Genomic DNA, 23,204 nt, shown 5'->3' with positions numbered 1-23,204 from the left:
GCTCCCGATCCCTTGGCAGTGGTCAAATCTGCACCATTTTGCCCATTCTGGTCCAGCCAGAAAGAGATGAAATGTCGCCTCTCTACGTCTCTATGTTGTCATTCGTCGCACATTCAATCAATCTGGTCTTACCAGATTGATTGAACTGAGCCACGCCCTCCAAACTGGTCCAGCGGACGAAAATTTCAAAGCCAAGCGAGGATGCGCCAATTCCGTCTCTGGCGAAACCCTCGGCAAAGCTCATAATTGCCGCCGCAAGGGATGCTGGCGGGCTTGCCGGCGTCCGAGGGGTATTGGCGCACCCGACCGGGTCGCGGAGAGGACGGAGTTCGATCATGTCAGGTTTCACGATTTCCAGACGCACGATGCTTGCCGGTTCGGCAATGCTGCTGGCCTCCACCGCAATGCCGGCACCGGGCTGGGCGCAGACGCCAAAGAAGGGCGGGCGGCTGGTGCTTGCCGCCGATTCCGAACCGCGCAACCTCAACCCGGCGATTGTCGCCTCCAACGGCGTGTTCTTCATCTCCAGCAAGATCGTCGAAACGCTGGCCGAAGCCTCCTTCGACGGCAAGGACGGGCTTGCACCACGGCTGGCGCTGAGCTGGGAAGGTGCCGCCGACGGGCTCTCGGCGACGTTCAAACTGCGCGACGGCGTCAAATGGCATGACGGCAAGCCGTTCACTTCGGCCGACGTCGCCTTTTCGGCGCTGCAGATCTGGAAGCCGCTGCAGAATCTCGGCCGCACTGTGTTCAAGGATCTGGCCAGCGTCGACACGCCCGACGATCTCACCGCCATCTTCAAATTCGCCAAGCCGACGCCGTTCCAGCTGATCCGCAACGCGCTGCCGGCGCTGAGCAGCGTGGTGCCGAAGCACATCTACGAGGTCGGCAAGATCGAGGACAACCCGGCCAACAACGCGCCGATCGGTACCGGGCCGTTCAAATTCGGCGAGTACAAGGCCGGCCAATATTACCGGCTGACGAAGAACACGGATTACTGGGGCAAGGACGAGCCCTATCTCGACGAGATCATCTATCAGGTGCTGCCGGATCGCACGTCAGCGGCGAGCGCGCTGGAGGCCGAGGAGATCCAGCTCGCAGCCTTTTCCGCCGTGCCGCTGGCCGACCTCGACCGCATCTCGAAAGTGCCGGGCCTGAAGGTGATCTCCAAGGGTTACGAAGGGCTGACCTATCAGCTTGTCGTCGAGATCAACCATCGCCGCAAGGAACTGGCCGACCTGAAAGTACGCCAGGCGATCGCGCATGCCATCGACAAGGATTTCGTCATCAAGACGGTGTTCCTCGGCTATGCCGCCACGGCCACCGGTCCGGTGCCGAAGAACGATCCGCAATTCTACACCGCCGATGTGCCGACCTATGCCTTCGACGTCGCCAAGGCCAACGCGCTGCTCGACGAGGCCGGCTACAAGAAAGGTCCGGACGGCAAGCGCTTCACGCTAAAACTGCTGCCTGCGCCCTATTTCAACGAGACCAAGCAGTTCGGCGACTATCTGCGCCAGGCGCTCGCCGCCATCGGCATCGACGCAGAGCTCGTCAACAACGACTCGGCCGCGCATATCAAGGCGGTCTACACCGATCACGCCTTCGACCTCGCCGTCGGCCCGCCGGTGTTCCGCGGCGACCCGGCGATTTCCACCACCATCCTGGTGCAGAGCGGCATTCCGGACGGCGTGCCGTTCTCCAACCAGGGCGGCTACAAGAACGACGCGCTCGACGCGCTCATCGCCAAGGCATCGGAGACGCTCGACGCATCAGCCCGCACCGACCTCTACAAGGAATTCCAGAAGGAGGTGGCCACCGACCTGCCGCTGATCAACGTCGCCGAATGGAGTTTTATCAGCGTCGCGCGCGACACTGTCGGCAACATCGCCAACAACCCGCGCTGGGCGGTGTCGAACTGGGCGGACACGTATCTGGAATCGTGACACAGTTGCGCGGATGAGAGTTTGCGGCGAAATCGGGGGCGAGACATGGCCTAAGGCCGCGATCCTTCACACCCCCCTCTGTCCTGCCGGACATCTCCCCCGCAAGGGGGGAGATCGGCTATTTGTCCGCCCCGCCAATTATGCAACCTCGAAAATTGGCGAAGCCGTCGGTGACATCCAATCTCCCCCCTTGCGGGGGAGATGTCCGGCAGGACAGAGGGGGGTGCCCAGACACCGCACCTCTCACGATCAGGCCGGCGTCCTTTTCCCATGACCCGCGCCCTCACCCTGCTCCGCCGTCGCCTCGTCGGCAGCATCTTCGTGCTGCTGATCGTCGTCATAGGCACCTTCCTGCTGCTCGAAGCTGCCCCCGGCGACGCGGTCGACGCCTATATCGTCTCGACCGGCGGCGACGCCGGCATGATCGAGCTGTTGCGCCATCGCTGGGGCCTCGACCAGTCGGAACTGACGCGGCTGGCCAACTATCTCTGGGCGCTGCTGCATCTCGACCTCGGCCAGTCGGTGACCTTCTCCCGGCCGATCCGCGACGTCATCCTCGAGCGCCTGCCCAACACGCTGCTGTTGATGGTCAGCGCCACCGCGCTCTCCTTCGGGCTCGGCTCGGCACTCGGCATCTATGCCGGCGCGCGGCCGGGCAGTTTTCGCGATCGCTTCCTGTCGATCGGTTCGCTGGCGCTTTATGCCGTGCCTGGGTTCTGGCTCGGACTGGTGCTGATCGTCGTCTTTGCCGTCGATCTGCGCTGGCTGCCGATCGGCGGCATCGAGACGTTGGCCTCTGACAAGACCGGCCTTGATCGCGTCGCCGACATCGCTGTCCATCTTATCCTGCCCGTTTCCGCCCTCGGCTTCATCTATCTGGCGCTCTATCTGCGCATGATGCGCGCCGGCATGGCCGAGGTCTGGCGGCAGGATTTCGTCCTGGCCGCACGCGCCAAAGGGTTGTCACGCCGTCGCATCGTGCTCGCCCACGTCGCCCGCAATGCGCTGCTGCCGCTGGTCACCATGCTCGGCCTGCAGTCGGCGCAGATGCTCGGCGGCAGCGTCGTCATCGAGAGCGTGTTTTCCGTGCCCGGCCTCGGCCGCCTGGCGCAGGAGGCAGTCGCCTCCCGCGATACGCCGCTTCTGCTTGGCATTATTCTCACCAGCGCCGTCCTGGTCATTGTCATCAACCTTGCCGTAGACATCGCCTATGCCTTCCTCGACCCGCGCGTCGGCGCCGGCGAGGCCGACGCATGAGCCCGCTCCGCCGCTTTCTGCGCACGCCCGAGGCGGTCGCCGGCGCCCTCCTCCTGGCGATGCTGATCGCCATGGCGCTGTCGGCGTCGCTGCTGTTCCCCGGCGATCCGCAAGCGATTGCCGGGCCGGCGCTGCTGCCGCCGTTCCAGGACTGGTCGCTGCCGCTCGGCACCGACCGGCTTGGCCGCAACGTGCTGGCCGAGCTTTTTCATGGCGCCCGCACGTCGCTGGCCGTCGGGCTCGCGGCCGCGGCGGCGGCACTTGTCGTCGGCGCGGTGGTCGGCACATTGGCCGGCTTTGCCGGCGGCCTCGTCGACGAGGTGCTGATGCGCGTCACCGACGCCTTTCAGACCGTGCCGAGCTTCCTGTTGGCGCTGGCCTTCGTCAGCGTCGTCGGACCGTCGCTCGGCGTCGTCGTGATTGCCATCGCTCTCGGCACCTGGACCGGACCGGCTAGAGTAGCCCGCGCTGAAGTCCTCTCCATTCGCGAACGCGATTATGTCGCCGGGGCCAGGGTCATCGGCATGCACCCGCTGGCGATCGCCTTTCGCGAGGTGCTGCCCAACGCCTTGCCACCGGTGCTGGCGATGTCGTCGGTGATCGTCGCCGCCGCGATCCTCACCGAAGCGGCCTTGTCTTTCCTCGGCTTGGGCGACCCCAACCGGGTCACCTGGGGCGGCATGATAGCAGAAGGCCGCGCCGTGCTGCGCACCGCGCCCTTCCTGTCGATCGTCCCGGGCATAGCGTTGGTTCTGACCGTGCTCGGCGTCTATCTCGCTGGTGAAGGCATCGTCGAGACGACGGCAGTCAGGAGAGGCCTTTCGTGACCGCCCTGGCTACGATCCGCGACCTGACGGTGACCTACCGCCGCGACGGCAGCGAGGTGGCGGCACTGAAGAGCGTCAGCCTCGACATCGCCGCTGGCGAACGCCTCGCCATCATCGGCGAAAGCGGCTCGGGCAAGAGCACGCTGGCACTGGCCATTGCCGGGCTGCTGCCGGCTTCTGCCAAGGTTGGAGGTCGCATCGATTGGTTTTTGTCCTCATCGGGCGCCAAGGCACCCCCCTCTGTCCTGCCGGACATCTCCCCCGCAAGGGGGGAGATTACGCTCTCACCTCTGCCTTCGCCAATCACCAATGTCGCGGAAGGGGAGCGGTCGGCGAAGCTGCTGATCTCCCCCCTTGCGGGGGAGATGTCCGGCAGGACAGAGGGGGGGGTGACGGAACGCCAGCCTTTCAAACCCGAACTCAACAAAATCCCCCGCCTCGGCCGCGACATCGGCTTCGTCTTCCAGGACCCGTCCGCCAGCCTCGATCCGGTGATGACCATCGGCAAGCAAATCGCCGAAGTGGCGCGCACGCATCTCGGCCTCACCTGGTCCCAGTCCTATGCCAGGGCCAAAAGCCTGCTCGAGCGCGTCCGCCTGCCAGATCCGGACTCGGCCTTGCGCGCCTTCCCGCATCAGCTCTCCGGCGGCCAGAAGCAGCGTGTGGCGATCGCCGCCGCCATTGCGGCCGGTCCGAAGTTGCTGATCGCCGACGAAGCGACCAGCGCGCTCGATACCATCGTGCAGGCCGAGATCGTTGCCTTGATCAGACGACTGGTGAACGAGGACGGCATGACGCTGCTGTTCATCAGCCATGACATCGCGCTGGCGGCCGAGCTTGCCGAGCGCATCGCCGTTTTCCGTCATGGCCAGTTGGTCGAGCTTGGCATGACGGCGCAGATTGTCGGCGCCCCGGCCCAGCCCTATACGCGTGCATTGCTCGACGCCCATATAGGCCTCGACACCAGGCCATTGCTGAACCGAGCCAGGCTCCACGCATGAACCTGCTGGCGGTGTCCAACCTCACCAAGCGCTACCGTCGCGGCGGCAAGACCATCGCTGCCGTCGACGATGTCTCCTTTCACATCGACCCCGGTGAGACGCTGGCGTTGGCCGGACCTTCGGGCAGCGGCAAGTCGACGATCGCGCGGTTGGTGCTGCGATTGATCGAGCCGGACGACGGACGCATCGAATTCGAAAGCGACGATTTCCTGGCCTTGAGCGGCGCCGCGCTGCGAGCACGCCGCGCACGCCTGCAAATGGTATTCCAGGATCCATTGGCCGCCTTCAACCCTCGCGCCACGGTGGCGCGTGTGCTCGACGATCCCTTGCGCATCCATGGCATCGCCTCCCGCGCCGAGCGCCCGCGCCGCATCGCCGCGTTGCTGGAGCGCGTCGGGCTGACGGCTAATCTCGCGCCGCGCGCCATTCATGAAATCTCCGGCGGCCAGCGGCAGCGTGTCGCCATTGCCCGCGCCATCGTCACGAAGCCGTCGCTGATCGTGCTCGACGAGGCGGTGTCGGCGCTTGACGTCTCCGTGCGCGGGGAGATCCTCGAGCTTTTGCTCGACCTGCAACGCCAGGAAAAGATCGCCTATCTCTTCATTTCACATGATCTCGGCGTCATCAGGTCGGTCGCCCACCGCGTCATCCTTCTCGACGCCGGCCGAATTGCCGAAAACGGCGATGCCCAAACCGTCATCGGCGCGCCGCAATCAGCCATCGGCAAGGCGCTGGTGGCGGCCGCGCCAAGATTGAACCGGGCCGGACCATGATCCCGAAAAGTGAGATCGCAGGCATGACAGCCCAGCATTTGCTTTGCCCAAGGCACCGAGACGGGACGGCGTCGTCACCGATGACCTACCGGGGCGTCGCCGTCCGCGAAATCTTCATGCGGCTGGCGTCGGCCGGCCTCGATTGAGCTCCGGCCGCCACCACCCGTTCGCTCAATAGCCGACGGTGAAGCGCTGCCTGATGTGGGCAGGCTTCTCGATCTCGTCGACCATGACGATCGCGTAGTCCTCGAAGGAAATGCTGCTCCCCTTGTCGGAGGCGAGAAGCGTGTCCTTGCCGAGGCGGAATTTGCCGGTGCGCTCGCCCGGCACGAACATCGCGGATGGCGACAGGAACGTCCAATCGAGGTCGCCGACCGTCTTCAACTTGTCCAGGAAGTCGGCGCCTTTCTGCGCTTCGGCCTTGTAGATATCAGGGAATTCGGGGGTATCGACCAGCCGCTTGCCGGGCGCGACTTCGAGACTGCCGGCGCCGCCAACGATGAGATAGCGCTTCACGCCGGAGGCCCGCACAGCGGCAATCAGCGTGTCGGCGTCGCTGTCCAAAAAATGCACCGAGCTGATCACCACATCATGGCCGCGGATCAGATCGGCAAGACCCTGCTCGTCGAAGACGTCGCCCTTCCTGGCCGTCACGCGTGGCAGCGCCGCGATCTTTTCCGGGTTGCGCGCAATGCCGGTGACGGTGTGGCCGCGATCGGAGAGTTCTTTGAGAAGGCGCGAACCAACTGCGCCGGATGCACCAATGAGAGCGACTTTTGCCATGTCTTTCAGTTCCCTTGTTGAAGATTTGCTGGGGATCACGCCGCCGCGATATGGGCGACGAGATTGTCGAAGCTGCCGAACAGTGCGTTCGAACCGATGAGCCGGGGCGCATCGTTGCGGATGACCGCCAGCGAAGGCACGCCATCGGCATGCAGGCGCTGGAACAGTGCTCGGCCGCGGCCGACCAGCTCGCGGTGGGCTGTCAGCAGCCCTTCCGTCGGTGTTTTCAGCAACTCGGCGGCGTCCGCCATGCCGGCGGCGGCGAGCACCTCGGCGACACCACCGATCGTCACGACATCGCGGCCGTCGACATAGCGCGCATGCTGGATCGTCTTCAGCGCGGCAAGCCGGCGGCTGGGGTCTTCCAGGCCGGCGGCACTGATGCCAAACGTGGCGGCATGCGAGTCCAGCAAGGTCCCACGAACATTGAGGACATTGCGCTGATAGGACTGCGTGAACGACTGTCCGGTCAGGCGCTCGATGCGCTGGTCGTTCGCCCAGGCGTGGGCGGCAAAACCTTCGTCCATCGGACGCGCGCCGGAGCCCGAGAACAGGCCGGTCGGCAGGAGCTCGACGTGCAGTCCGGTGGCCGACAGTCTGCCGAGCATCGGTGTGGCGCCATAGCACCAGCCGCACAGCGGATCGAAAAGATAGGTCACTTCTGAATTGCTCATAATCGCTGCCATCCCTGGGCTGCCGGCTTGGCGAATGCCCTTGGCTCATATGTGGCAGGCGGGGGTCTTGCGATAAACGGTGCCCAATTATACAAACTGTCTGATCTGATCATACAAAGACTGCCAGCTTGGCCGAACTTCTGAACCTCAATCGGCTCGCCTACTTCACTACGGTGATGGAAACCGCCTCGTTCACCGCGGCGGCGGACCGGCTTGGCGTCGCCAAGGCCGTGGTCAGCCATCAGATCGGCAAGCTCGAGGAAGAACTGGGCGCAACGCTGCTGCAGCGTACGACCCGGCGGGTCACGCCGACCGAAGAGGGCCGCCTCTTCTATGACCGCGCGATGATCATCCTGCGGGAAGCGGAGGCGGCCTATGGCGAAATTTCGCGCGGAGCCGTCGAACCGAGCGGAACGCTGAGGCTGACGGCGCCACTCGACTACGGCACCAAGATGGTGGCTCCGGTCATGGCGGCCTATCTCAGAACCTACCCGCATATGCGCGTCGAGGCGATCTTCGACGACGCCGTCAGCAATCTGGTGGACGAGCAGATCGATCTCGGCATCCGCGTCGGCTGGCTCACCGATTCCTCGAACCAGGCGCGGCGCCTGGGGACGATCCGGCAGATCGTGGTGGCGAGCCCTGGCTTCGCGGCGAGCCTGCCGCCCGACGTGACGCCGCGCCAGGCAAGATCGCTGGCCTGGGTCGGCAACGCCCAGTTGCGTGGCATCGGCCAATGGCTGTTTTCCAGGGACGGCGAAACGGTGCTGACCGAACTCAATCCGGTCATCATGTGCGACAAGAGCCCCGCCGCCCTGGCTTGCGTGCTCGTCGGCATCGGGCTCGGCGTCTTTCCGGACTACAGCGTCAGCGACGATATCGCCGAGGGGCGGCTGGTGCCGGTGTTTGCCGACTGGAGCCTGCCGTCAGGCGGCATCCACGCGGTCTTTCCGCCGGCCCGGTTCCGGCCCGCCAAGGTGCGCACCTTCGTCGATCTGCTCGCGGCGGCCGAGAGACGGCGATCGCGCGGTGTTGCCGCGGCTTGAAGCCGATGGCGGTCAGCGGGCCTCTTGCAGGATCATCTCGGCTGCCTTTTCCGCGATCATGACGACCGGCGAGTTGGTATTGCCCGAAACGATTGTCGGCATGATCGAGGCATCGACCACGCGCAGCCCGCCAAGCCCGTGAACACGCAGGGCCTCGTCGACCACCGCCATCGTATCCGAACCCATCTTGCAGGTGCCGACGGGGTGGAAGATCGTCGTGCCGATATCGCCGGCCTTGCGGATGAGCTCTTCGTCGCTGTCATACTGCATGCCGGGCAGCATCTCTTCCGGCGCAAAGCGCGCCACCGCCTGTGCCTTCATCAGACTGCGGACATGGCGCAACGACGCGACGGCCACGCTGCGGTCCCCCTCGGTGGAAAGATAGTTCGGGCGGATCTTCGCCGCCTCCCGCGCATCGGCTGAACCCATGTGCACGCTGCCCCGGCTTTCGGGGCGCAGATTGCAGACCGAGACGGTGACCGCGGGAAAGCGATGCAGCGGCTCGCCCAGACGGTCGGTGCTCAGCGGCTGCACGTGATATTCGAGATCGGGCGTTGCGAGGCGTGGATCGCTCCTGGCGAAGATGCCGAGCTGGCTCGGCGCCATCGACAGTGGCCCGCTGCGCTTGAGCGCGTATTCCAGCCCCATCGACGCACGGCTGACCAGATTGTGGTAGCGCTGGTTGAGCGTGGCGGTGTTGGCGACCTTGAAGACGGTGCGAATCTGCAAATGGTCCTGCAGGTTTTCTCCAACGCCCGGCAAGGCATGACGAACATCCAGGCCGATGCTCGAAAGCAGGTCGGGGCGGCCCACCCCCGACAGTTCGAGCAGCTTCGGCGAGTTGATGGCACCGGCCGCAAGGATCGTCTGTCCAGCGCGGATCTGGTGCAGGCGGCCGCCTTGGCGGAAAACCAGTCCGGTGACGCGCCGGCCGTCGAATTCGAGCCGTTCGGTCTCCGCGCCGAGCACCACGCGCAGGTTCTTGCGCCCCGCGATGCCGCGCAAAAACGCCTTCGACGTGTTCCAGCGCACGCCCTTCCTTTGGTTGACCTCGAAATAACCCGAGCCTTCATTGGTGCCGGTGTTGAAGTCTTCGGTGCGCGGAATGCCGAGTTCCTCGGCAGCGTCCCGAAAGGCGTCGAGGATCGGCCACGACAGCCGCTGCCGTTCGACCCGCCACTCGCCGCCACCGCCGTGCATGGCACTCTTGCCGCCGTGATAGTCTTCCGATTTGAGGAAATAGGGCAACACGTCGTCCCAGCCCCAGCCGGCATTGCCGGCCTGCCGCCAGCCATCATAATCGGCTGCCTGGCCGCGCATGTAGATCATGCCGTTGATCGATGAACAGCCGCCGAGCACCTTGCCGCGCGGATAGTTGAGGCTGCGTCCATTGAGACCGGCTTCCGGCTCGGTCTTCATCATCCAGTCGGTGCGCGGGTTGCCCATGCAGAAGAGATAGCCGATCGGGATATCGACCCAGTGATAGCGGTCGCTGCCCCCGGCCTCGAGCAGCAGCACATTGTTGCGCGGATCGGCCGAAAGCCGGTTGGCGAGCACGCAGCCGGCGGAGCCGGCCCCGACGATGACGTAGTCGTAACTGCCGAACGGGGACGGTGGAGCTTCGGTCACGTGCGCGCCTGCTGTCCGGCGATACGCTCCCACATCGGGGTCATCGCCTGGTTGATCTCGCCGTACAGTCGATACCGCCCCGCATATGCGTCGGCAACCGCCTCATTGGGTACAAAATGTCGGGCCGCCGCCGTCATGGCGGCGGCACCGGCGCTGTAGTCCGCGAAGATGCCGACGCCGGTGCCCGCAGCGATCGCCGCTCCCAGCGCGCCGGTTTCGCGGCTGCGCGCCACGGTGACGGGCACGCCGAGCACATCGGCGAATATCTGCGGCCAGACGCTGCTGCGCGAGCCGCCGCCGGACAGCACCACCTGGTCGAAATCAGCGCCCGCTCTGTGCAAGGTCTCGACATGGCGCTTATGCTCGAAGGCTACGCCCTCGAACAGCGCACGCAGCAGATGGGCTCGGCTGTGCCAGCCGGCGATGCCGTAGAACCCGGCGCGCGCATGGCCATTCTGCTGCGAGCCGTAGAGGAAGGGATGATAGATCGGGATGTCGCTGTTGGGATCGACGGACGCCACCAGTTCGCTGCACAATTCGAACGGCGACTTGCCGGCTTCGCCGCCATGTTCGAGGAATTCGCGAACGATCCATTCGAGATTGGCGGCCGAGGTGGCACTGGATTCGATCGCCAGATAGCGCTGGCGATCGAAAGTCGACAGCATGAAGATCGAAGGGTCGCGGATCGGTTCGTCGGTGATGACCTGGTTGATGCTCCAGGTCCCGGCGATGACCGAGGCGGCACCGGTTCCGGTCACGCCCGAACCGACCGCGCTGGCGACGACATCGAACAGCCCGGCGACGACCGGCGTGCCGGCGCGCAGTCCAGTCAGGGCCGCCACCTCCGCGCCCACATGGCCGGCAATGTCGGCCGATTCCAGCACTGGCGGCAGCAGGTCCACGCAATCGCCGAGCCCATAGGCGGCAAGCAGGTCCGGCTCGTAGCGACGGTCCCGCATCTGCAGCAGGCCGCAGCCCGACATATCTGAAGTATCGCTGCTGCGCGCACCGGTCAGGCGGTTGACGACGAAATCCTTGCACAGGAACACAGTTCCGATGTTGGCGAACAAAGCCGGCGAAAAGCGCTTGAGCCAGGCAAGCAGGGTCGGTGTCTGCGCCGCCCACGGCCGTTGCAGGCAATGTGCATAGGTGCGGTCACCGACATTCTCTTTTGCCCATTCGGCAACGATGCCGACCGCGCGTGTGTCGAGCGACTGGATGCCGATCAATGGCGCACCATCGCGATCGAGCGCGTAGAGCCCGTTGCCATGACCGGCGCAGCCGATGGCAACGATCTCGCCGGCGTCGATACCGGCTTCAGCAATGCATTGGCCGATGACCGAAACCGCGTTGCGCCAGAGTTCGTCGAGGTCGCGTTCGACATGTCCGGGCTTTGGCATGGACGAGCGGCCGTCACGGGCGGCGAATGCCAGCTCGCGGCCGGACAAGTCGAAGAGGATGGCCTTGATGACGGTGTTGCCGGCATCGAGGCCGAGGATGTAGCTTGCCATTGGCGCCTCCCGAGGCCGCAGCCTATGCCTGGTTGTACAGATCCCAGGCCACGCCGCCATCGGCATCGTCATGAATGATCGCCATCAACCCGCGCACGACGGCGCTCGGATTGGCATGCTGGTAGATGTTGCGGCCATAGACCATGCCAAGCGCACCCTGCGCCATCAAGGCAGCCGACTTGTCGAACACGGCACGCAGATCCTCCTTGCCGCCGCCGCGCACCAGCACCGGGCAGCGCGCCGCCTCGATGACGCGGTGGAAGTCGTTGGGATCGGTGGTCGGATCGGCCTTGACGATATCGGCACCCATCTCGCGGGCAAGCCGGGTCAAGGTGACGATCTTTTCGGCATCGCCGTCGACCATGTAGCCGCCATGCTCTGCGACCGGCAGCATGGCCAGCGGCTCGATCATCAGCGGCAGACCGTATTTCTCGCAATCCGCGCGCACGCGGGCGATGTTCTGCACGCATTGCCGGAACAGGTCCGGCTCGTCGGGCAGCATGAACAGATTGACCACGACGCAAGCCGCATCCATCTCGATGGCGCCAAGCAAGGGCTCGGCTTCGTTCTGCAGCACCGCCCACATCGCTCGGTGGCGTATCCTGTTATAGGGATTGCCCATGTCGATGCGCATCACCAGCGCCGGCTTGTCCTTGCCAGGCACGGCCTGCAGCAGGTCGGCCTGGCCGTAGTTCATCTGGATGGCGTCGGGGCCGGCCTTGACCAGTTGGTTGACGACGCTTGCCATGTCTTCCAGCCCGGCAAGGAAACTCGGCTCGTTGCAGACGCCGTGATCGATGGCGACGTCGAGACAGCGGCCGCCGCCGAACAGACGGTTCATGCGGACTTTCTTGTTTACGCGCATAGGGCGCTCCTTTGATGCGTCTGGAGGTCGATGCCGTGCCGGTCTGCCAGCAAGGCGAGGAAGGTCGAGCGCTCAGTGGCGGCCTCGCTGGTGCTCCAACCCTTGTGCGCCGCCAGCATGTCGAGAACGGCGTTGACGAGGTCGAAGCTGAGGCCACCCGAAATGGCGATGGTGGTGCGGCGCAGGAACAGGTCGGCAACGCACTCGACCTGCTCGCGCTCGATGATGCGCCCGATCTCGCTTGCCGAATAGTCCGACCGCGGCAGCATCTGTTCGCCTGCCGGATGCGAAACGAAATCCCCGGCCGACGTGCCGTAGCGCTGCAGAAGTGTGTGCGCGCGCTCGACCGGCAGGCCATGCTCGCCAGCGAATGATGCGCACCAGACCTGCGGGTCGGCCGGAAAACCACGGCCGCCACCGATGGCCATGTCCTGCGTGCCCTTGCTGCGCGCGAGGCCGAGCCGCTTCAGCGCCATGTCGGCGGCCAGCGCTCCAAACGAACGGAAGGTGGTCCACTTGCCGCCGATCATGCACAATGTCGCCGGCAGATGTCCGGCCGGCTCGACGAACTCGCAGAAATGATCGCGCGGTATGCGGCCCGTAAAACTGTCTTCGCTGGCCGGCAAAGGACGCACGCCGGCGAAGCGGAACACGATCTGGTTTTCGGTAACCTTGATCGAGGGAAAGACGAAAGCGAGCGACTGCAGGATGTAGCGCTGCTCGTCCGCCTCGCAACGGACCTTGTCCGGATCATCGACCCGGATGTCGGTCGAGCCGATCAGCACCTTGCCTAGATAGGGAAACAGGATGCAGATGCGTCCGTCCTCGTTCTCGTAATAGACCATGTGGCCGCCGAGCGCGTCGAACAGTTCGCTGTTGTCGACGATCAGATGCGAGCCCTTGGTGCCACCCATCATAGTCTGCGCCGTTGCCCCGATGGCCTTGTTGGTCAGGTCGATCCAGCCGCCGCTGGCGTTGATCACCAGTTGCGGCCGCACCGGCAGTTGTTCGCCCGTCAGCGTGTCGGTAATGGAGAGGCCGTCACCTGTCGACGATACCTGAGCGTAGTTTAAGGCGCGGGCGTTCGCCGCGCTCGCCGTGGCGTCCAGCAGCATCTCCAGGCCGAGGCGTTCGGGCCGGCTTACCCAGGCGTCGTAATAGGTCGCCGAATTGCGGATCGCCGGGTTGATCGCCGGCCATGTCTTCAGGGTTTCGGCGCGGCCCCTGAACCGGTGCGTCGGCATCAAACGCCGTGCAGCGGTGAAAAGGTCATACATGGCAAGCCCGGCTTTGATGACCAGCGCCCCGCGCCGGCTGGGCCGCCGCGTCAGCCCCAGGAAACGCACCGCACCGTTGGCGAGGCCGGAAAACATATCAAAGATCGGCACCGTCGTCGGCAATGGGGCCACATAGTGCGGCGCATTCCTCAGCAGCCGGTCGCGTTCGAGCAGCGATTCGCGCACCAGTTTGAATTCGCCGTTTTCGAGGTAGCGCAGGCCGCCATGCACCATGCGCGACAGGGCGGCGCTGGCGCCGCTGCAATAGTCGCCCTTCTCCGCCAGCACGACATCAACGCCTTGCAGGGCCAGTTCGCGAAAGACGCTGATGCCGTTGATGCCGCCACCGATGACGAGCACGGCGATATCAGGCCGGTCGCGCAGACCGGCTAACGTATGGCTACGGTTCATCGGGGCTGTTGCCTTTTTTGCTCAGGCATCCATCGCGGTGAGATGCGCGGCTGCCGCGGCGTCGATTGCCGCAAGCTCGCTTGCGGCAAGCGTGATCTCGCCGGCCCGTGCATTGTCGAGCGCCTGTTCAGGATTGCGCGCGCCGCACAGGGCGAAGGTGATGCCCGGCTGGGCGAGCGTCCAGGCGATGACGATCTGCGCCATCGACGCTTGGTGGCTTTCCGCGATCGGGGCGATTGCCTCTTTCAGCTTTGCGACCTTCTGCCGGTTGGCCGTGGAAAAGCGTGGGTTGTCCTTACGCTGGTCGTCGCCGCCGAATGTGCGGCCGGGTTCAACCGTGCCGGTGAGCAGGCCCAGCGCCAGGGAGGAGTAGCTGAGGGTGGCGATGTCATGGCGGCGGGCGATCGGCAGCAGGCTGCTCTCGATCTCGCGGTCGATCATCGAATAGCGCTCCTGGATCGCATCGAGCTGGCCGGCGTCGATATAGTGGCCGAGATCCTCGGCGCTGATATTGCTGGCGCCAATGGCGCGGATCTTGCCGTCCGCCTTCAGCCTTTCCAGCACTGCCATCGTCTCGGCGATCGGCGTCGTCGGGTCCTGCCAATGGGTGATGTAGAGGTCGATGTAGTCGGTACCCAGACGGCGCAGGCTCTGCTCGACCTCATAGGCGATGCCGGCGGCGCCGAGATAGCGATGCACAGGCTTGCCGTCCTGATCGAAGAAATGGCCGCCCTTGCCGGAATGCCAGTTCAACCCGCATTTGGTCGCGATCACCACTTTGTCGCGCTTGCCCTTGATGGCGGTGCCGACGATCGCCTCGCTGCGGCCAAGACCGTAGGCCGGCGCTGTGTCGATCAGGCTGAGGCCGGCATCGATCGAGGCTTCGATCGCCTTGACCGACTCCTTCTCGTCGGTGCCGCCCCACATCCACCCGCCAATCGCCCAGGTGCCCAGGCCTACAGCCGACGCCGATATGCCGGACTTGCCGATCTGCCGCTGGATCTGTCGAGAATTCATGCTACCTCCTGTTCGGCCAGCTCGAGGATCTGGAGCCCCGTGGCCTCGTCCGTGACGATGGTGTCGAGATGGTTGCCGCGCAGGGCGGCGAGGATCGGCGCGACCTTGCTGGGGCCGCTTGCAATGCCGATCGAGCGCGGGATGGTCGCGAACTCGTCAAGCGTCAACGAGACCAGCGAACGGTTGAGCGAGTAGTTGCAAAGCTTGCCCTGGCGGTCGATGAGATGAGCGAGCAGCTCGCCTGTCGCCCCGGACTTCTCGATCGCCTGGCGATCGGCATTCGAGGACGGATGCAGGTCGTAGTAGCTGGAATCGTCGGTCAGGATGGAGCCGACACCCACCACCGCGACATCCGCCTCGCGCGCCTTGCGAAACACGTCGGCGACGGAGCTGATGCCCATCAGCATTTCGCGCTGCTGCGCGGTGTCGGCAAACAGCGGCGCATGGATCTGGTAAGCGCGGCCGCCGAGCTTGTCGGCCATCAGCGAGGCGACGTGGTTGACGTCGGTATAGTGCTTGCCCTGCACCAGGCCGGTTGCGGGAATGATCTCGACGTCGTATCGGCGCCCCGGCTTGAGACCGGCGACCAGCGCGCTGACGCCCTTGCCGCCGGTGATCGAGATCGTGTCGCCGTCCTTGATGGTGTCGAGCAGCAGCCCAGCCGCCGCCTCGCCGACCCGCTGCAGGGCCGTGTGCGGATTTTCGGAAACCGACGGCACCACCATCGCCCGCTCGATGCCGCCCAGCGCAACCAGCCGCGCTTCCAGGTCGACCAGATGGTCGATCGGCGACTTGATCTTGATCTCGACGAGGCCGAGCTGGTGGCCGCGCTTGATCAGCCGGTTGACCGTCGCGTGCGAGAGGCCGAGTTCCCCGGCGATCTCGGCCTGGGTCTTGCCTTCGATATAATGCAGGACAAGCGCCTGGTGCATCTGACGAACAGCGGCGATGTCGTCTCGGGTGTTGGGAGGGGCCATGGTCTTGCTTCGCCGCCTTTGAGGTTCAGGACTTTTTGCGGTGCAGGAAGTGATCGATCGACACCGCCGCCAGCAGGATGCATCCCTTGATCATGTCCTGCCAATAGACCGAGACATCGAGCAGGATAAGCGAGCTCGTCACCACCGAGAGCAGCGCCATGCCGAGGATTGCCCCGAAGATGGTGCCCGAGCCGCCATTCAGCGAGGCGCCGCCGATGACGGCCGCGGCGATGATGTTGAGCTCCATGCCGGCGCCGAAGGTCGGCGTCGCCGCGCCAAAGCGCGCCATGTAGATGACGCCGGCCAGTCCAGCGAGGGTCGAGCACAGCACCGTGACCCAGAACTTCACCTGATTGGTCCTGATGCCGGAGAACTGCGCGGCCTTCTCGTTGGAGCCGGTGTAGAAAACCTTGCGGAAGGCCGTGGCGCGACGCAGCAGGAAGTCGAAGATGGCCACCACGACGATGAAGATCAGGATGACATAGGGAATGTTGTTGAAACTGCCCTGGCCGATGGCCTTGAAAGCCGGCGGCAGTGTGAACAGCGACAGCGGCGTGCCCTTGGTGACCACCAGGCACATGCCGCGCACGATGACCATGGCCGCCAGCGACGTGATGAAATGATTGAGGCCTATCACGGTCACGAAGAAGCCCATCGCCGCGCCGATCAGCGCGCTGACGCCGATGCCGATCAGGCTTGCCGTCCAGGGGTCGAGGCCGGCGAGGAACAGCGCACCCGAGACCACCATCGAGAAACATACGACCGAGCCGACGGAAAGGTCGATGCCGCCGACGATGAGCAGGATCGTCATGCCGACGACGACGATCCCTTCGATGGAGAAGCTCATCAGCATGGCGCGGAAATTGCCCCATGTCAGGAAGTGCGGCGAGGCGAAGCTCATGGCGATGCACAGCGCCAGGATGATGACGATCAGCCCGGCCTCGCGCATCGAGGCGAGCTGAGCGAGATTGATGCGCCGCCCGGCGGCCTTGATCTCGGCGTGCACGAGCGCTTCTCCTGATTCCCTAGGCGACATTCTGGGCCTGCCTTTGATTTGAACTATCCTGAACGCCAGAGGCGAGCATGATGATGGCTTCCTCGCCGAGCTCGTCGGCGGTGAGTTCGCCGGCGATCCTGCCTTCGCGCACCACGAGAACGCGGTCACACAAGCCAATCAGCTCCGGCAGTTCCGACGAGATAACGATGACGCCGACACCGCTGCCGGCAAGCTGGCGCAGCAGCCGGTGGATCTCGACCTTGGCGCCGACATCGATCCCGCGCGTCGGCTCGTCCATGATGATGACCTTGGGACTGACGGACAGCTGCCTGGCGATGGCAACCTTCTGCTGGTTGCCACCGCTCAGCGTCGAGACGGCGGCCTCGATGCCGGCCATGCGCACGCCGAGCCTGCCGGTCAGTTCCCTCGCCTGACGATCCTCGGCCTTGCGGTCGAGCAGGCCGAGGCGCCCGGTGAGCCGGCCGAGGTCGAGCGCCGAGATGTTCGCGGCGATCGGCAGATCGAGGAACACGCCGGAGCCTTTGCGATCCTCAGAGAGATAGACCAGCCCCGCCTTGACCGCATCGCCATAGCCGCGCAGCCGGAGCTGCTTTCCGTCGAGCGCGACGGTTCCTGCCGTCATTGGCCTGAGGCCACAGACCGTCTGTGCGATCTCGCTGCGGCCGGCGCCGATCAGGCCGCCAATGCCCAGAATTTCGCCGGCGCGAAGCTGCAGATCGACGTCGGCGAAGCGGCGCCCATCGGAAAGCCCCTCGACCGAGAGGAGCAGGCGCCCAGGCACCTGCGGCGCCAGCTTGTCGGGATAGAGCTGGGTGATTTCGCGGCCCACCATCTTGCGCACGACATCGTCCGGTGAGACGGCGGCGACCTGATCGGTCGCCACGTAGCGGCCGTCGCGGAAGACGGTGACTCGGTCGCACAGCGAGAATATCTCGGCCATGCGGTGGCTGATATAGACCACCGAAATGCCACGCTCCTTGAGCCCGCGCACGATCGAGAACAGGCGCTGCGCTTCGCTTTCGGTCAGCGCCGCGGTCGGCTCATCAAGCATCAGCACCTTGCAGTCGAGCGTCAGCGCCTTGGCGATCTCGACAAGCTGCTGGTTGGAAATGGAGAGGTCGGCGACCCTGGTACGCACCGGAATGGGTGCGAGAAGATCCATCACTTTCTGGGCGTCGGCGTAGAGCTTCTGGAAATTCATCAGCGGCGCGCGCCGGCTGTTGATCGCGGCCATGTAGATGTTTTCGGCAACGGTGGCGTCCTGACACAGCGCGATTTCCTGGTGGACAAGCGCAATGCCGAGGCGTTGGGCGGCCGCGGGCGAGTGGATCGAAACACGCTCACCATCGATCAGGATGTCGCCCTCGTCGGGCTGCAATACACCGGCGATCATGTTCATCAGCGTCGACTTGCCGGCGCCGTTCTCTCCGCACAGTGCATGGATTTCGCCGCGCCGCAGCTCGAACCGTACGTCGCTCAGCGCCTTGACCGGGCCGAACGCCTTGGACAGGCCACGGATTTCAAGAATGGGCGCCTGGGTCACGCCGTGCTCCTGCGATGAACCTGCGGGGGAGGAAGGAGGCCGAAGCCTCCTTCCCGGTTAATCCGGCCATGCCGAGGCCGGGCGGCGAGATCGAGACTATTCCTCGATGCCCTTGGTGCCGCGACGCTTGAGGTACTTGTCCCAGTAGAAGTCGTTCGCATTGTCCTTGGAGACGATGGAGAAGCCATTGTCGACGAAGGGCACGCTCATCGGGTTGAAACCCGAACGCTTGGCGTCGTTCATCGGGTCGATCAGGCCGGGATGCTTGGCCATCCACAACAGCATGAAGCCCATATAGCCCTGCATGCCCTGGTTTGGATTGACCGAGCCGAAAATCTCGCCAGCCTTGATCATGTCGAGGATCTTGGCATTAACGTCGGCGAGCATGACGCGGATCTTGCCACCGCCTTCCTTGGCGGCCTGGGCAGCGCCGATGGCCGAGTTGGCCTCCGGCATGAACACGGCGCCAAGATCAGGATGCGCCTGCGCCAGGCTCAGAACCGCCTGATAGGCCTTGGTCGGATCCTGGTTCGAAGCGGCGCGGCCGACGAGCTTCATGTCAGGCCATTTGGCTTCCATGCGGGCAACGAACGCGTTGACGCGCTTGTCGTGGTTGTCCTGGCCGGGATTCTCCAGCACCGCATATTCGCCCTTGCCGTCCATCGCCTTGGCAACGGCGTCGGCGGCATAGGTGCCTTCGGCATTGTTGTCGGAGGTGATGTAGGAGACGCGCTTGGAATTCGGCGAGTCGGCGGCGAAGGTCACCACCGCGGTGCCCTGTTCGATGGCGCGATTGATCGGCTCGATGAACGGATCGGAATTCATCGGGTGTACCAGTATGCCGGCAGGCTTCTGCGCCAGCGCCTGGTCGAAGGTCGCGATCTGCTTGTTGACGTCGTATTCCGGCGTACCCGTATAGGCGGTCTCGCAGCCGAACTGCTGGCCGGCCTGCTTGAACATTTCATAGACCGGGAACCAGTATTCGACGCCCGAGACCATGACGTTCATGACGTATTTTTCACCCGGCTCGCATTTGAACGGGTTGGGGGTTTCGGCGCGTACCTGCATCGACCCAAAGCAGGTCGATGCAGCCGCCGCGATTGCGAGCGTGCTCAGAAATTTGCGCAAGTTTCCTCCCTTGGCCGAAGCCATCCTCAATGACCGTCGCAGGCACTCGGCGAGCGCTGCCGTATGGATTTGATGATGCCGACCTTCCTCCGAAAGCCGACGATCGGGACATTACAGCCTCGGCGCATGTTGTCAATATAATTCACATATTGAAATATATTTCACGACCTCCTTCGGGGACCTATACGCTCCGATCGACGAAGCTGGTCGCGGGCCGCCAAGGTGCCGTACGGGCTAGGCAGGGCCTTTCCGGCCTTTGGCCGCGAACCGCGGAGAGTGTGGTTAGAGTATCGGCACCCAGGAGCTCGCGTGGTGCCCTCCCGCCGGCCGCGTCTTTATCGCGTGAAGCCACGATCTTGTCTTTGATAGCATCTATTCCGGGCGCGGCGTGACGCTCTCCATGTCGCTTAGCCAAGAAGTCTGCTGCTGCGTCGGCTTACGGCAGCCTTCGGACCATCCGGCGTATTCCGAGAAGCTTCGGCAGTCCCCCGAATGCGAACGGCCCGCTGGCTGGTGCCTGGGGGACTGTTGCTTGGTGGAGATTGGTTTGCGGGGGACGGGATTGGGTTTTTTGTCCCGCAGCTTGGGCTTCGCCTTGTTGCGGGCGCCTGATCCGGGGCAATCGATGGCCAGCCCAGCCGAACATCAAAACGGCCCGCGGGCTTTGTGCCAGGCGGGCCGTTTACCGCAGATTGGTTGCGGGGACAGGATTGAGTTTTCTGTCCGGCGGCGTCGGCTCCGCTTGCTTGCGGGCGCCTGATGACAGGTTAAATCGCCGGCACCACGGCACAATACAAAAGAGCCCGCACGAGGGCGGGCTCTTTTGTATTTGGTTGCGGGGACAGGATTTGAACCTGTGACCTTCAGGTTATGAGCCTGACGAGCTACCGGGCTGCTCCACCCCGCGTCAACCCTAAGCAAGCGTTTGCTTGCATTCCCTAAGCAAGCGTTTGCTTGCGTTCCTAAGCAAGCGCTTGCTTGCTTTTTTTGTGTAAGCCGAGGCCTACAGATAGGTATATGGCTGACCAAATGAAAGGGCCGCTTACGCGGCCCGTGATCCCTTGGCGGGCCATTTCATAAAGAGAAGATTTCTCTCACATCCGATTGGATGTGAGTTCAACGTGCGTTTGGCAGACCTGGCAGCGACCTACTCTCCCGCGTCTTGAGACGAAGTACCATCAGCGCTGGAGCGTTTCACGGCCGAGTTCGGAATGGGATCGGGTGCAGCCGCTCCGCCATAACCACCAGGTCGGCAAAACGCACGTTGTTCGAGAAGCTTTTTTGAGCGAATAGCCAATAGTGAGTAGCGAATAGGGACCCTATTTGCTGCTTTCTCTGAGCTGTTCGCTGGTCTTTTTGTGCCTTTACAGTTCTTTGGATCCTGACGCCTTTCGAAGCGAAGCTTCGCAAGGTCGACCGACCGTCGGCGCTGATGCGCCGCACCCACGTAGCGCCGCCCGCAGGGCGGAACAAGCGTGAGTGAGAACATCTGACTTTGTCAGATGAGCATAAGGAATGAGAACGATCAAGCCGATCGAACTATTAGTACCGGTAAGCTTCAAGCGTTGCCGCTCTTCCACACCCGGCCTATCAACGTGGTCGTCTTCCACGGTTCTCAGGGAATACTCGTTTTAAGGTGGGTTTCCCGCTTAGATGCCTTCAGCGGTTATCCCGTCCGGATATAGCTACCCTGCTATGCGGCTGGCGCCACAACAGGTCCACCAGAGATCCGTCCATCCCGGTCCTCTCGTACTAGGGACAGATCCTTTCAATATTCCTACACCCACGGCAGATAGGGACCGAACTGTCTCACGACGTTCTGAACCCAACTCACGTACCGCTTTAAATGGCGAACAGCCATACCCTTGGGACCTGCTCCAGCCCCAGGATGCGATGAGTCGACATCGAGGTGCCAAACAACCCCGTCGATATGGACTCTTGGGGGTCATCAGCCTGTTATCCCCGGCGTACCTTTTATCCGTTGAGCGATGGCCCTTCCACGCGGGACCACCGGATCACTATGACCGACTTTCGTCTCTGCTCGACTTGTCAGTCTCGCAGTCAGGCAGGCTTATGCCATTGCACTCAGCGAACGATTTCCGACCGTTCTGAGCCCACCATCGCGCGCCTCCGTTACTCTTTAGGAGGCGACCGCCCCAGTCAAACTACCCACCATACATTGTCCCGGACCCGGATAACGGGCCGCGGTTAGACATCCATAGTAATAAGGGTGGTATTTCAAGGGTGGCTCCACCTGAGCTGGCGCCCAGGTTTCAAAGCCTACCACCTATCCTACACATGCCACTACGAATGCCAATGTAAAGCTATAGTAAAGGTGCACGGGGTCTTTCCGTCTAACCGCAGGAACCCCGCATCTTCACGGGGAATTCAATTTCACTGAGTCTATGCTGGAGACAGCGGGGAAGTCGTTACGCCATTCGTGCAGGTCGGAACTTACCCGACAAGGAATTTCGCTACCTTAGGACCGTTATAGTTACGGCCGCCGTTTACTGGGGCTTCGATTCAGAGCTTGCACCCCTCCTCTTAACCTTCCAGCACCGGGCAGGCGTCAGACCCTATACGTCGTCTTGCGACTTCGCAGAGCCCTGTGTTTTTGATAAACAGTCGCTACCCCCTGGTCTGTGCCACCCTCCTCTACTTGCGTAGAAAAGGGTCACGCTTCTTCCGAAGTTACGCGTGCAATTTGCCGAGTTCCTTCAGCATAGTTCTCTCAAGCGCCTTGGTATACTCTACCAGACCACCAGTGTCGGTTTCGGGTACGGTTTATAAGGAGGAGCTATTTCCTGGAACCACGCAGCAGCCCGTTCAATCCGATAAGATTGGACTACCTCAATGATCCGTCACTACCTCCAAGCCCACGAATATTAACGTGGTTCCCATCGACTACGCGTTTCCGCCTCGTCTTAGGGGCCGGCTAACCCTGCTCAGATTAGCTTTAAGCAGGAACCCTTGGTCTTTCGGCGGGGGAGTCTCTCACTCCCCTTACGTTACTCATGTCAGCATTCGCACTTCTGATACCTCCACCACCCCTCACGGGTATGGCTTCATCAGCTTACAGAACGCTCCGCTACCGCTTGGCCCTTGCGGACCAAACCCTAAGCTTCGGTGTATGGCTTTAGCCCCGTTACATTTTCGGCGCAAAGACCCTTATTTAGACCAGTGAGCTGTTACGCTTTCTTTAAATGATGGCTGCTTCTAAGCCAACATCCTGGTTGTTTTGGGATCCTCACATCCTTTCCCACTTAGCCATAACTTGGGGACCTTAGCTGTAGGTCAGGGTTGTTTCCCTTTTCACGACGGACGTTAGCACCCGCCGTGTGTCTGCCGACTAGTACTCCCAGGTATTCGGAGTTTGGTTAGGTTTGGTAATCCGGTGAGGACCCCTAGCCCATCCAGTGCTCTACCCCCTGGGGTATTCGGTCGACGCTCTACCTAAATAGATTTCGCGGAGAACCAGCTATTTCCGAGTTTGATTGGCCTTTCACCCCTAGCCACAAGTC

Annotated in this window: 18 protein-coding genes, 1 tRNA gene and 2 rRNA genes (1 of these 21 cut by a window edge); 6 read left to right on the top strand and 15 right to left on the bottom strand. The window is 63.2% G+C overall.

Going from position 1 to position 23,204, the window contains the following annotated elements:
- Positions 1 to 82: 82 nt before the first annotated feature.
- Positions 83 to 337 (bottom strand): hypothetical protein, encoded by a 255-nt coding sequence (locus NKH95_RS26420; protein ID WP_352893723.1) that lies wholly within the window; start codon positions 335 to 337, stop codon positions 83 to 85.
- On the opposite strand from NKH95_RS26420, the gene NKH95_RS26415 reads away from it, so the two are divergent.
- The 5 genes from NKH95_RS26415 to NKH95_RS26395 all read left to right on the top strand — a co-directional run bounded on the left by NKH95_RS26415 (position 336) and on the right by NKH95_RS26395 (position 5,804).
- Positions 336 to 1,946 carry an ABC transporter substrate-binding protein gene (locus tag NKH95_RS26415; RefSeq protein WP_352723251.1) on the top strand — a complete coding sequence of 537 codons (1,611 nt, stop codon included), beginning with the start codon at positions 336 to 338 and terminating at the stop codon, positions 1,944 to 1,946. The two genes, NKH95_RS26420 and NKH95_RS26415, sit on opposite strands and share 2 nt — an antisense overlap.
- 270 nt (positions 1,947 to 2,216) lie before the next feature.
- Positions 2,217 to 3,203, top strand: coding sequence for an ABC transporter permease (locus NKH95_RS26410; RefSeq protein ID WP_352893721.1), 987 nt, complete (start codon positions 2,217 to 2,219; stop codon positions 3,201 to 3,203).
- Positions 3,200 to 4,030, top strand: coding sequence for an ABC transporter permease (locus tag NKH95_RS26405; RefSeq protein ID WP_352893720.1), 831 nt, complete (start codon positions 3,200 to 3,202; stop codon positions 4,028 to 4,030). The genes NKH95_RS26410 and NKH95_RS26405 overlap by 4 nt, the downstream gene beginning before the upstream one ends.
- Entirely contained in the window at positions 4,027 to 5,031 is a 1,005-nt protein-coding gene (locus NKH95_RS26400) for an ABC transporter ATP-binding protein (RefSeq protein WP_352440806.1), read from the top strand. The genes NKH95_RS26405 and NKH95_RS26400 overlap by 4 nt, the downstream gene beginning before the upstream one ends.
- Positions 5,028 to 5,804, top strand: coding sequence for an ABC transporter ATP-binding protein (locus NKH95_RS26395; protein WP_023812434.1), 777 nt, complete (start codon positions 5,028 to 5,030; stop codon positions 5,802 to 5,804). Before NKH95_RS26400 ends, NKH95_RS26395 begins: the two co-directional genes overlap by 4 nt.
- 171 nt (positions 5,805 to 5,975) lie before the next feature.
- On the opposite strand, the gene NKH95_RS26390 is transcribed toward NKH95_RS26395, so the two are convergent.
- Together NKH95_RS26390 and NKH95_RS26385 are read right to left on the bottom strand one after the other, a co-directional pair.
- The gene (locus tag NKH95_RS26390; RefSeq protein WP_352893719.1) at positions 5,976 to 6,587 is read right to left on the bottom strand and encodes an NAD(P)-dependent oxidoreductase; all 612 of its coding nucleotides are present in this window, start codon (positions 6,585 to 6,587) and stop codon (positions 5,976 to 5,978) included.
- Positions 6,588 to 6,622: 35 nt separating this feature from the next.
- Entirely contained in the window at positions 6,623 to 7,261 is a 639-nt protein-coding gene (locus NKH95_RS26385; protein WP_352893718.1) for a DsbA family protein, read from the bottom strand.
- 128 nt (positions 7,262 to 7,389) lie between these two features.
- On the opposite strand from NKH95_RS26385, the gene NKH95_RS26380 reads away from it, so the two are divergent.
- On the top strand, positions 7,390 to 8,307 hold the full coding sequence (locus NKH95_RS26380) for a LysR family transcriptional regulator (protein WP_352893717.1): 918 nt from the start codon (positions 7,390 to 7,392) through the stop codon (positions 8,305 to 8,307).
- Between the two features lie 12 nt (positions 8,308 to 8,319).
- Here the strand turns inward: NKH95_RS26380 and NKH95_RS26375 are convergent, their stop codons facing one another.
- The 12 genes from NKH95_RS26375 to NKH95_RS26320 all read right to left on the bottom strand — a co-directional run.
- A complete protein-coding gene (locus tag NKH95_RS26375) occupies positions 8,320 to 9,936 on the bottom strand; it encodes a GMC family oxidoreductase (RefSeq protein ID WP_352753820.1) in 1,617 nt (538 codons plus the stop codon).
- Positions 9,933 to 11,447, bottom strand: a complete 1,515-nt coding sequence (locus NKH95_RS26370; RefSeq protein WP_352893715.1) for an FGGY-family carbohydrate kinase — start codon at positions 11,445 to 11,447, stop codon at positions 9,933 to 9,935. Before NKH95_RS26370 ends, NKH95_RS26375 begins: the two co-directional genes overlap by 4 nt.
- Positions 11,448 to 11,469: 22 nt before the next feature.
- Positions 11,470 to 12,312 (bottom strand): class I fructose-bisphosphate aldolase, encoded by an 843-nt coding sequence (locus tag NKH95_RS26365; protein ID WP_352893713.1) that lies wholly within the window; start codon positions 12,310 to 12,312, stop codon positions 11,470 to 11,472.
- Positions 12,303 to 14,000, bottom strand: a complete 1,698-nt coding sequence (locus NKH95_RS26360) for a glycerol-3-phosphate dehydrogenase/oxidase (RefSeq protein WP_352893711.1) — start codon at positions 13,998 to 14,000, stop codon at positions 12,303 to 12,305. Before NKH95_RS26360 ends, NKH95_RS26365 begins: the two co-directional genes overlap by 10 nt.
- 21 nt (positions 14,001 to 14,021) lie before the next feature.
- On the bottom strand, positions 14,022 to 15,017 hold the full coding sequence (locus NKH95_RS26355; RefSeq protein ID WP_352893710.1) for an aldo/keto reductase: 996 nt from the start codon (positions 15,015 to 15,017) through the stop codon (positions 14,022 to 14,024).
- A complete protein-coding gene (locus NKH95_RS26350; RefSeq protein ID WP_023812425.1) occupies positions 15,014 to 15,994 on the bottom strand; it encodes a sugar-binding transcriptional regulator in 981 nt (326 codons plus the stop codon). The genes NKH95_RS26355 and NKH95_RS26350 overlap by 4 nt, the downstream gene beginning before the upstream one ends.
- Before the next feature lie 25 nt (positions 15,995 to 16,019).
- Positions 16,020 to 16,943: an ABC transporter permease gene (locus NKH95_RS26345; RefSeq protein WP_236383556.1), complete on the bottom strand. Its 924-nt coding sequence runs from the start codon at positions 16,941 to 16,943 to the stop codon at positions 16,020 to 16,022.
- A 76-nt stretch (positions 16,944 to 17,019) separates the two neighbouring features.
- On the bottom strand, positions 17,020 to 18,555 hold the full coding sequence (locus tag NKH95_RS26340; RefSeq protein ID WP_352893709.1) for a sugar ABC transporter ATP-binding protein: 1,536 nt from the start codon (positions 18,553 to 18,555) through the stop codon (positions 17,020 to 17,022).
- Positions 18,556 to 18,651: 96 nt separating this feature from the next.
- Entirely contained in the window at positions 18,652 to 19,683 is a 1,032-nt protein-coding gene (locus NKH95_RS26335; RefSeq protein ID WP_352893707.1) for a substrate-binding domain-containing protein, read from the bottom strand.
- Positions 19,684 to 20,513: 830 nt separating this feature from the next.
- A tRNA-Met gene (locus tag NKH95_RS26330) sits at positions 20,514 to 20,590 on the bottom strand.
- Between the two features lie 227 nt (positions 20,591 to 20,817).
- Positions 20,818 to 20,932: ribosomal RNA gene (gene rrf / locus NKH95_RS26325) — 5S ribosomal RNA — on the bottom strand.
- Positions 20,933 to 21,204: 272 nt separating this feature from the next.
- A 23S ribosomal RNA gene (locus NKH95_RS26320) occupies positions 21,205 to 23,204 on the bottom strand (it continues 822 nt past the right edge of the window).

This window comes from Mesorhizobium sp. M0848 (assembly GCF_040319805.1).
In the GTDB taxonomy this organism is placed as follows: domain Bacteria; phylum Pseudomonadota; class Alphaproteobacteria; order Rhizobiales; family Rhizobiaceae; genus Mesorhizobium.
Note: the sequence above shows the minus strand (reverse complement) of the source record. Positions and strands in the feature narration are given on the sequence as shown.

Bases quoted from the DNA above. Each gene is read 5' to 3' on its own strand.
- NKH95_RS26415 (WP_352723251.1), top strand. From the start codon at position 336: ATGTCAGGTTTCACGATTTCCAGACGCACGATGCTTGCCGGTTCGGCA.
- NKH95_RS26420 (WP_352893723.1), bottom strand. From the start codon at position 337: ATGATCGAACTCCGTCCTCTCCGCGACCCGGTCGGGTGCGCCAATACC.
- NKH95_RS26410 (WP_352893721.1), top strand. From the start codon at position 2,217: ATGACCCGCGCCCTCACCCTGCTCCGCCGTCGCCTCGTCGGCAGCATC.
- NKH95_RS26405 (WP_352893720.1), top strand. From the start codon at position 3,200: ATGAGCCCGCTCCGCCGCTTTCTGCGCACGCCCGAGGCGGTCGCCGGC.
- NKH95_RS26395 (WP_023812434.1), top strand. From the start codon at position 5,028: ATGAACCTGCTGGCGGTGTCCAACCTCACCAAGCGCTACCGTCGCGGC.
- NKH95_RS26390 (WP_352893719.1), bottom strand. From the start codon at position 6,587: ATGGCAAAAGTCGCTCTCATTGGTGCATCCGGCGCAGTTGGTTCGCGC.
- NKH95_RS26385 (WP_352893718.1), bottom strand. From the start codon at position 7,261: ATGAGCAATTCAGAAGTGACCTATCTTTTCGATCCGCTGTGCGGCTGG.
- NKH95_RS26370 (WP_352893715.1), bottom strand. From the start codon at position 11,447: ATGGCAAGCTACATCCTCGGCCTCGATGCCGGCAACACCGTCATCAAG.
- NKH95_RS26365 (WP_352893713.1), bottom strand. From the start codon at position 12,312: ATGCGCGTAAACAAGAAAGTCCGCATGAACCGTCTGTTCGGCGGCGGC.
- NKH95_RS26360 (WP_352893711.1), bottom strand. From the start codon at position 14,000: ATGAACCGTAGCCATACGTTAGCCGGTCTGCGCGACCGGCCTGATATC.
- NKH95_RS26355 (WP_352893710.1), bottom strand. From the start codon at position 15,017: ATGAATTCTCGACAGATCCAGCGGCAGATCGGCAAGTCCGGCATATCG.
- NKH95_RS26350 (WP_023812425.1), bottom strand. From the start codon at position 15,994: ATGGCCCCTCCCAACACCCGAGACGACATCGCCGCTGTTCGTCAGATG.
- NKH95_RS26345 (WP_236383556.1), bottom strand. From the start codon at position 16,943: ATGCGCGAGGCCGGGCTGATCGTCATCATCCTGGCGCTGTGCATCGCC.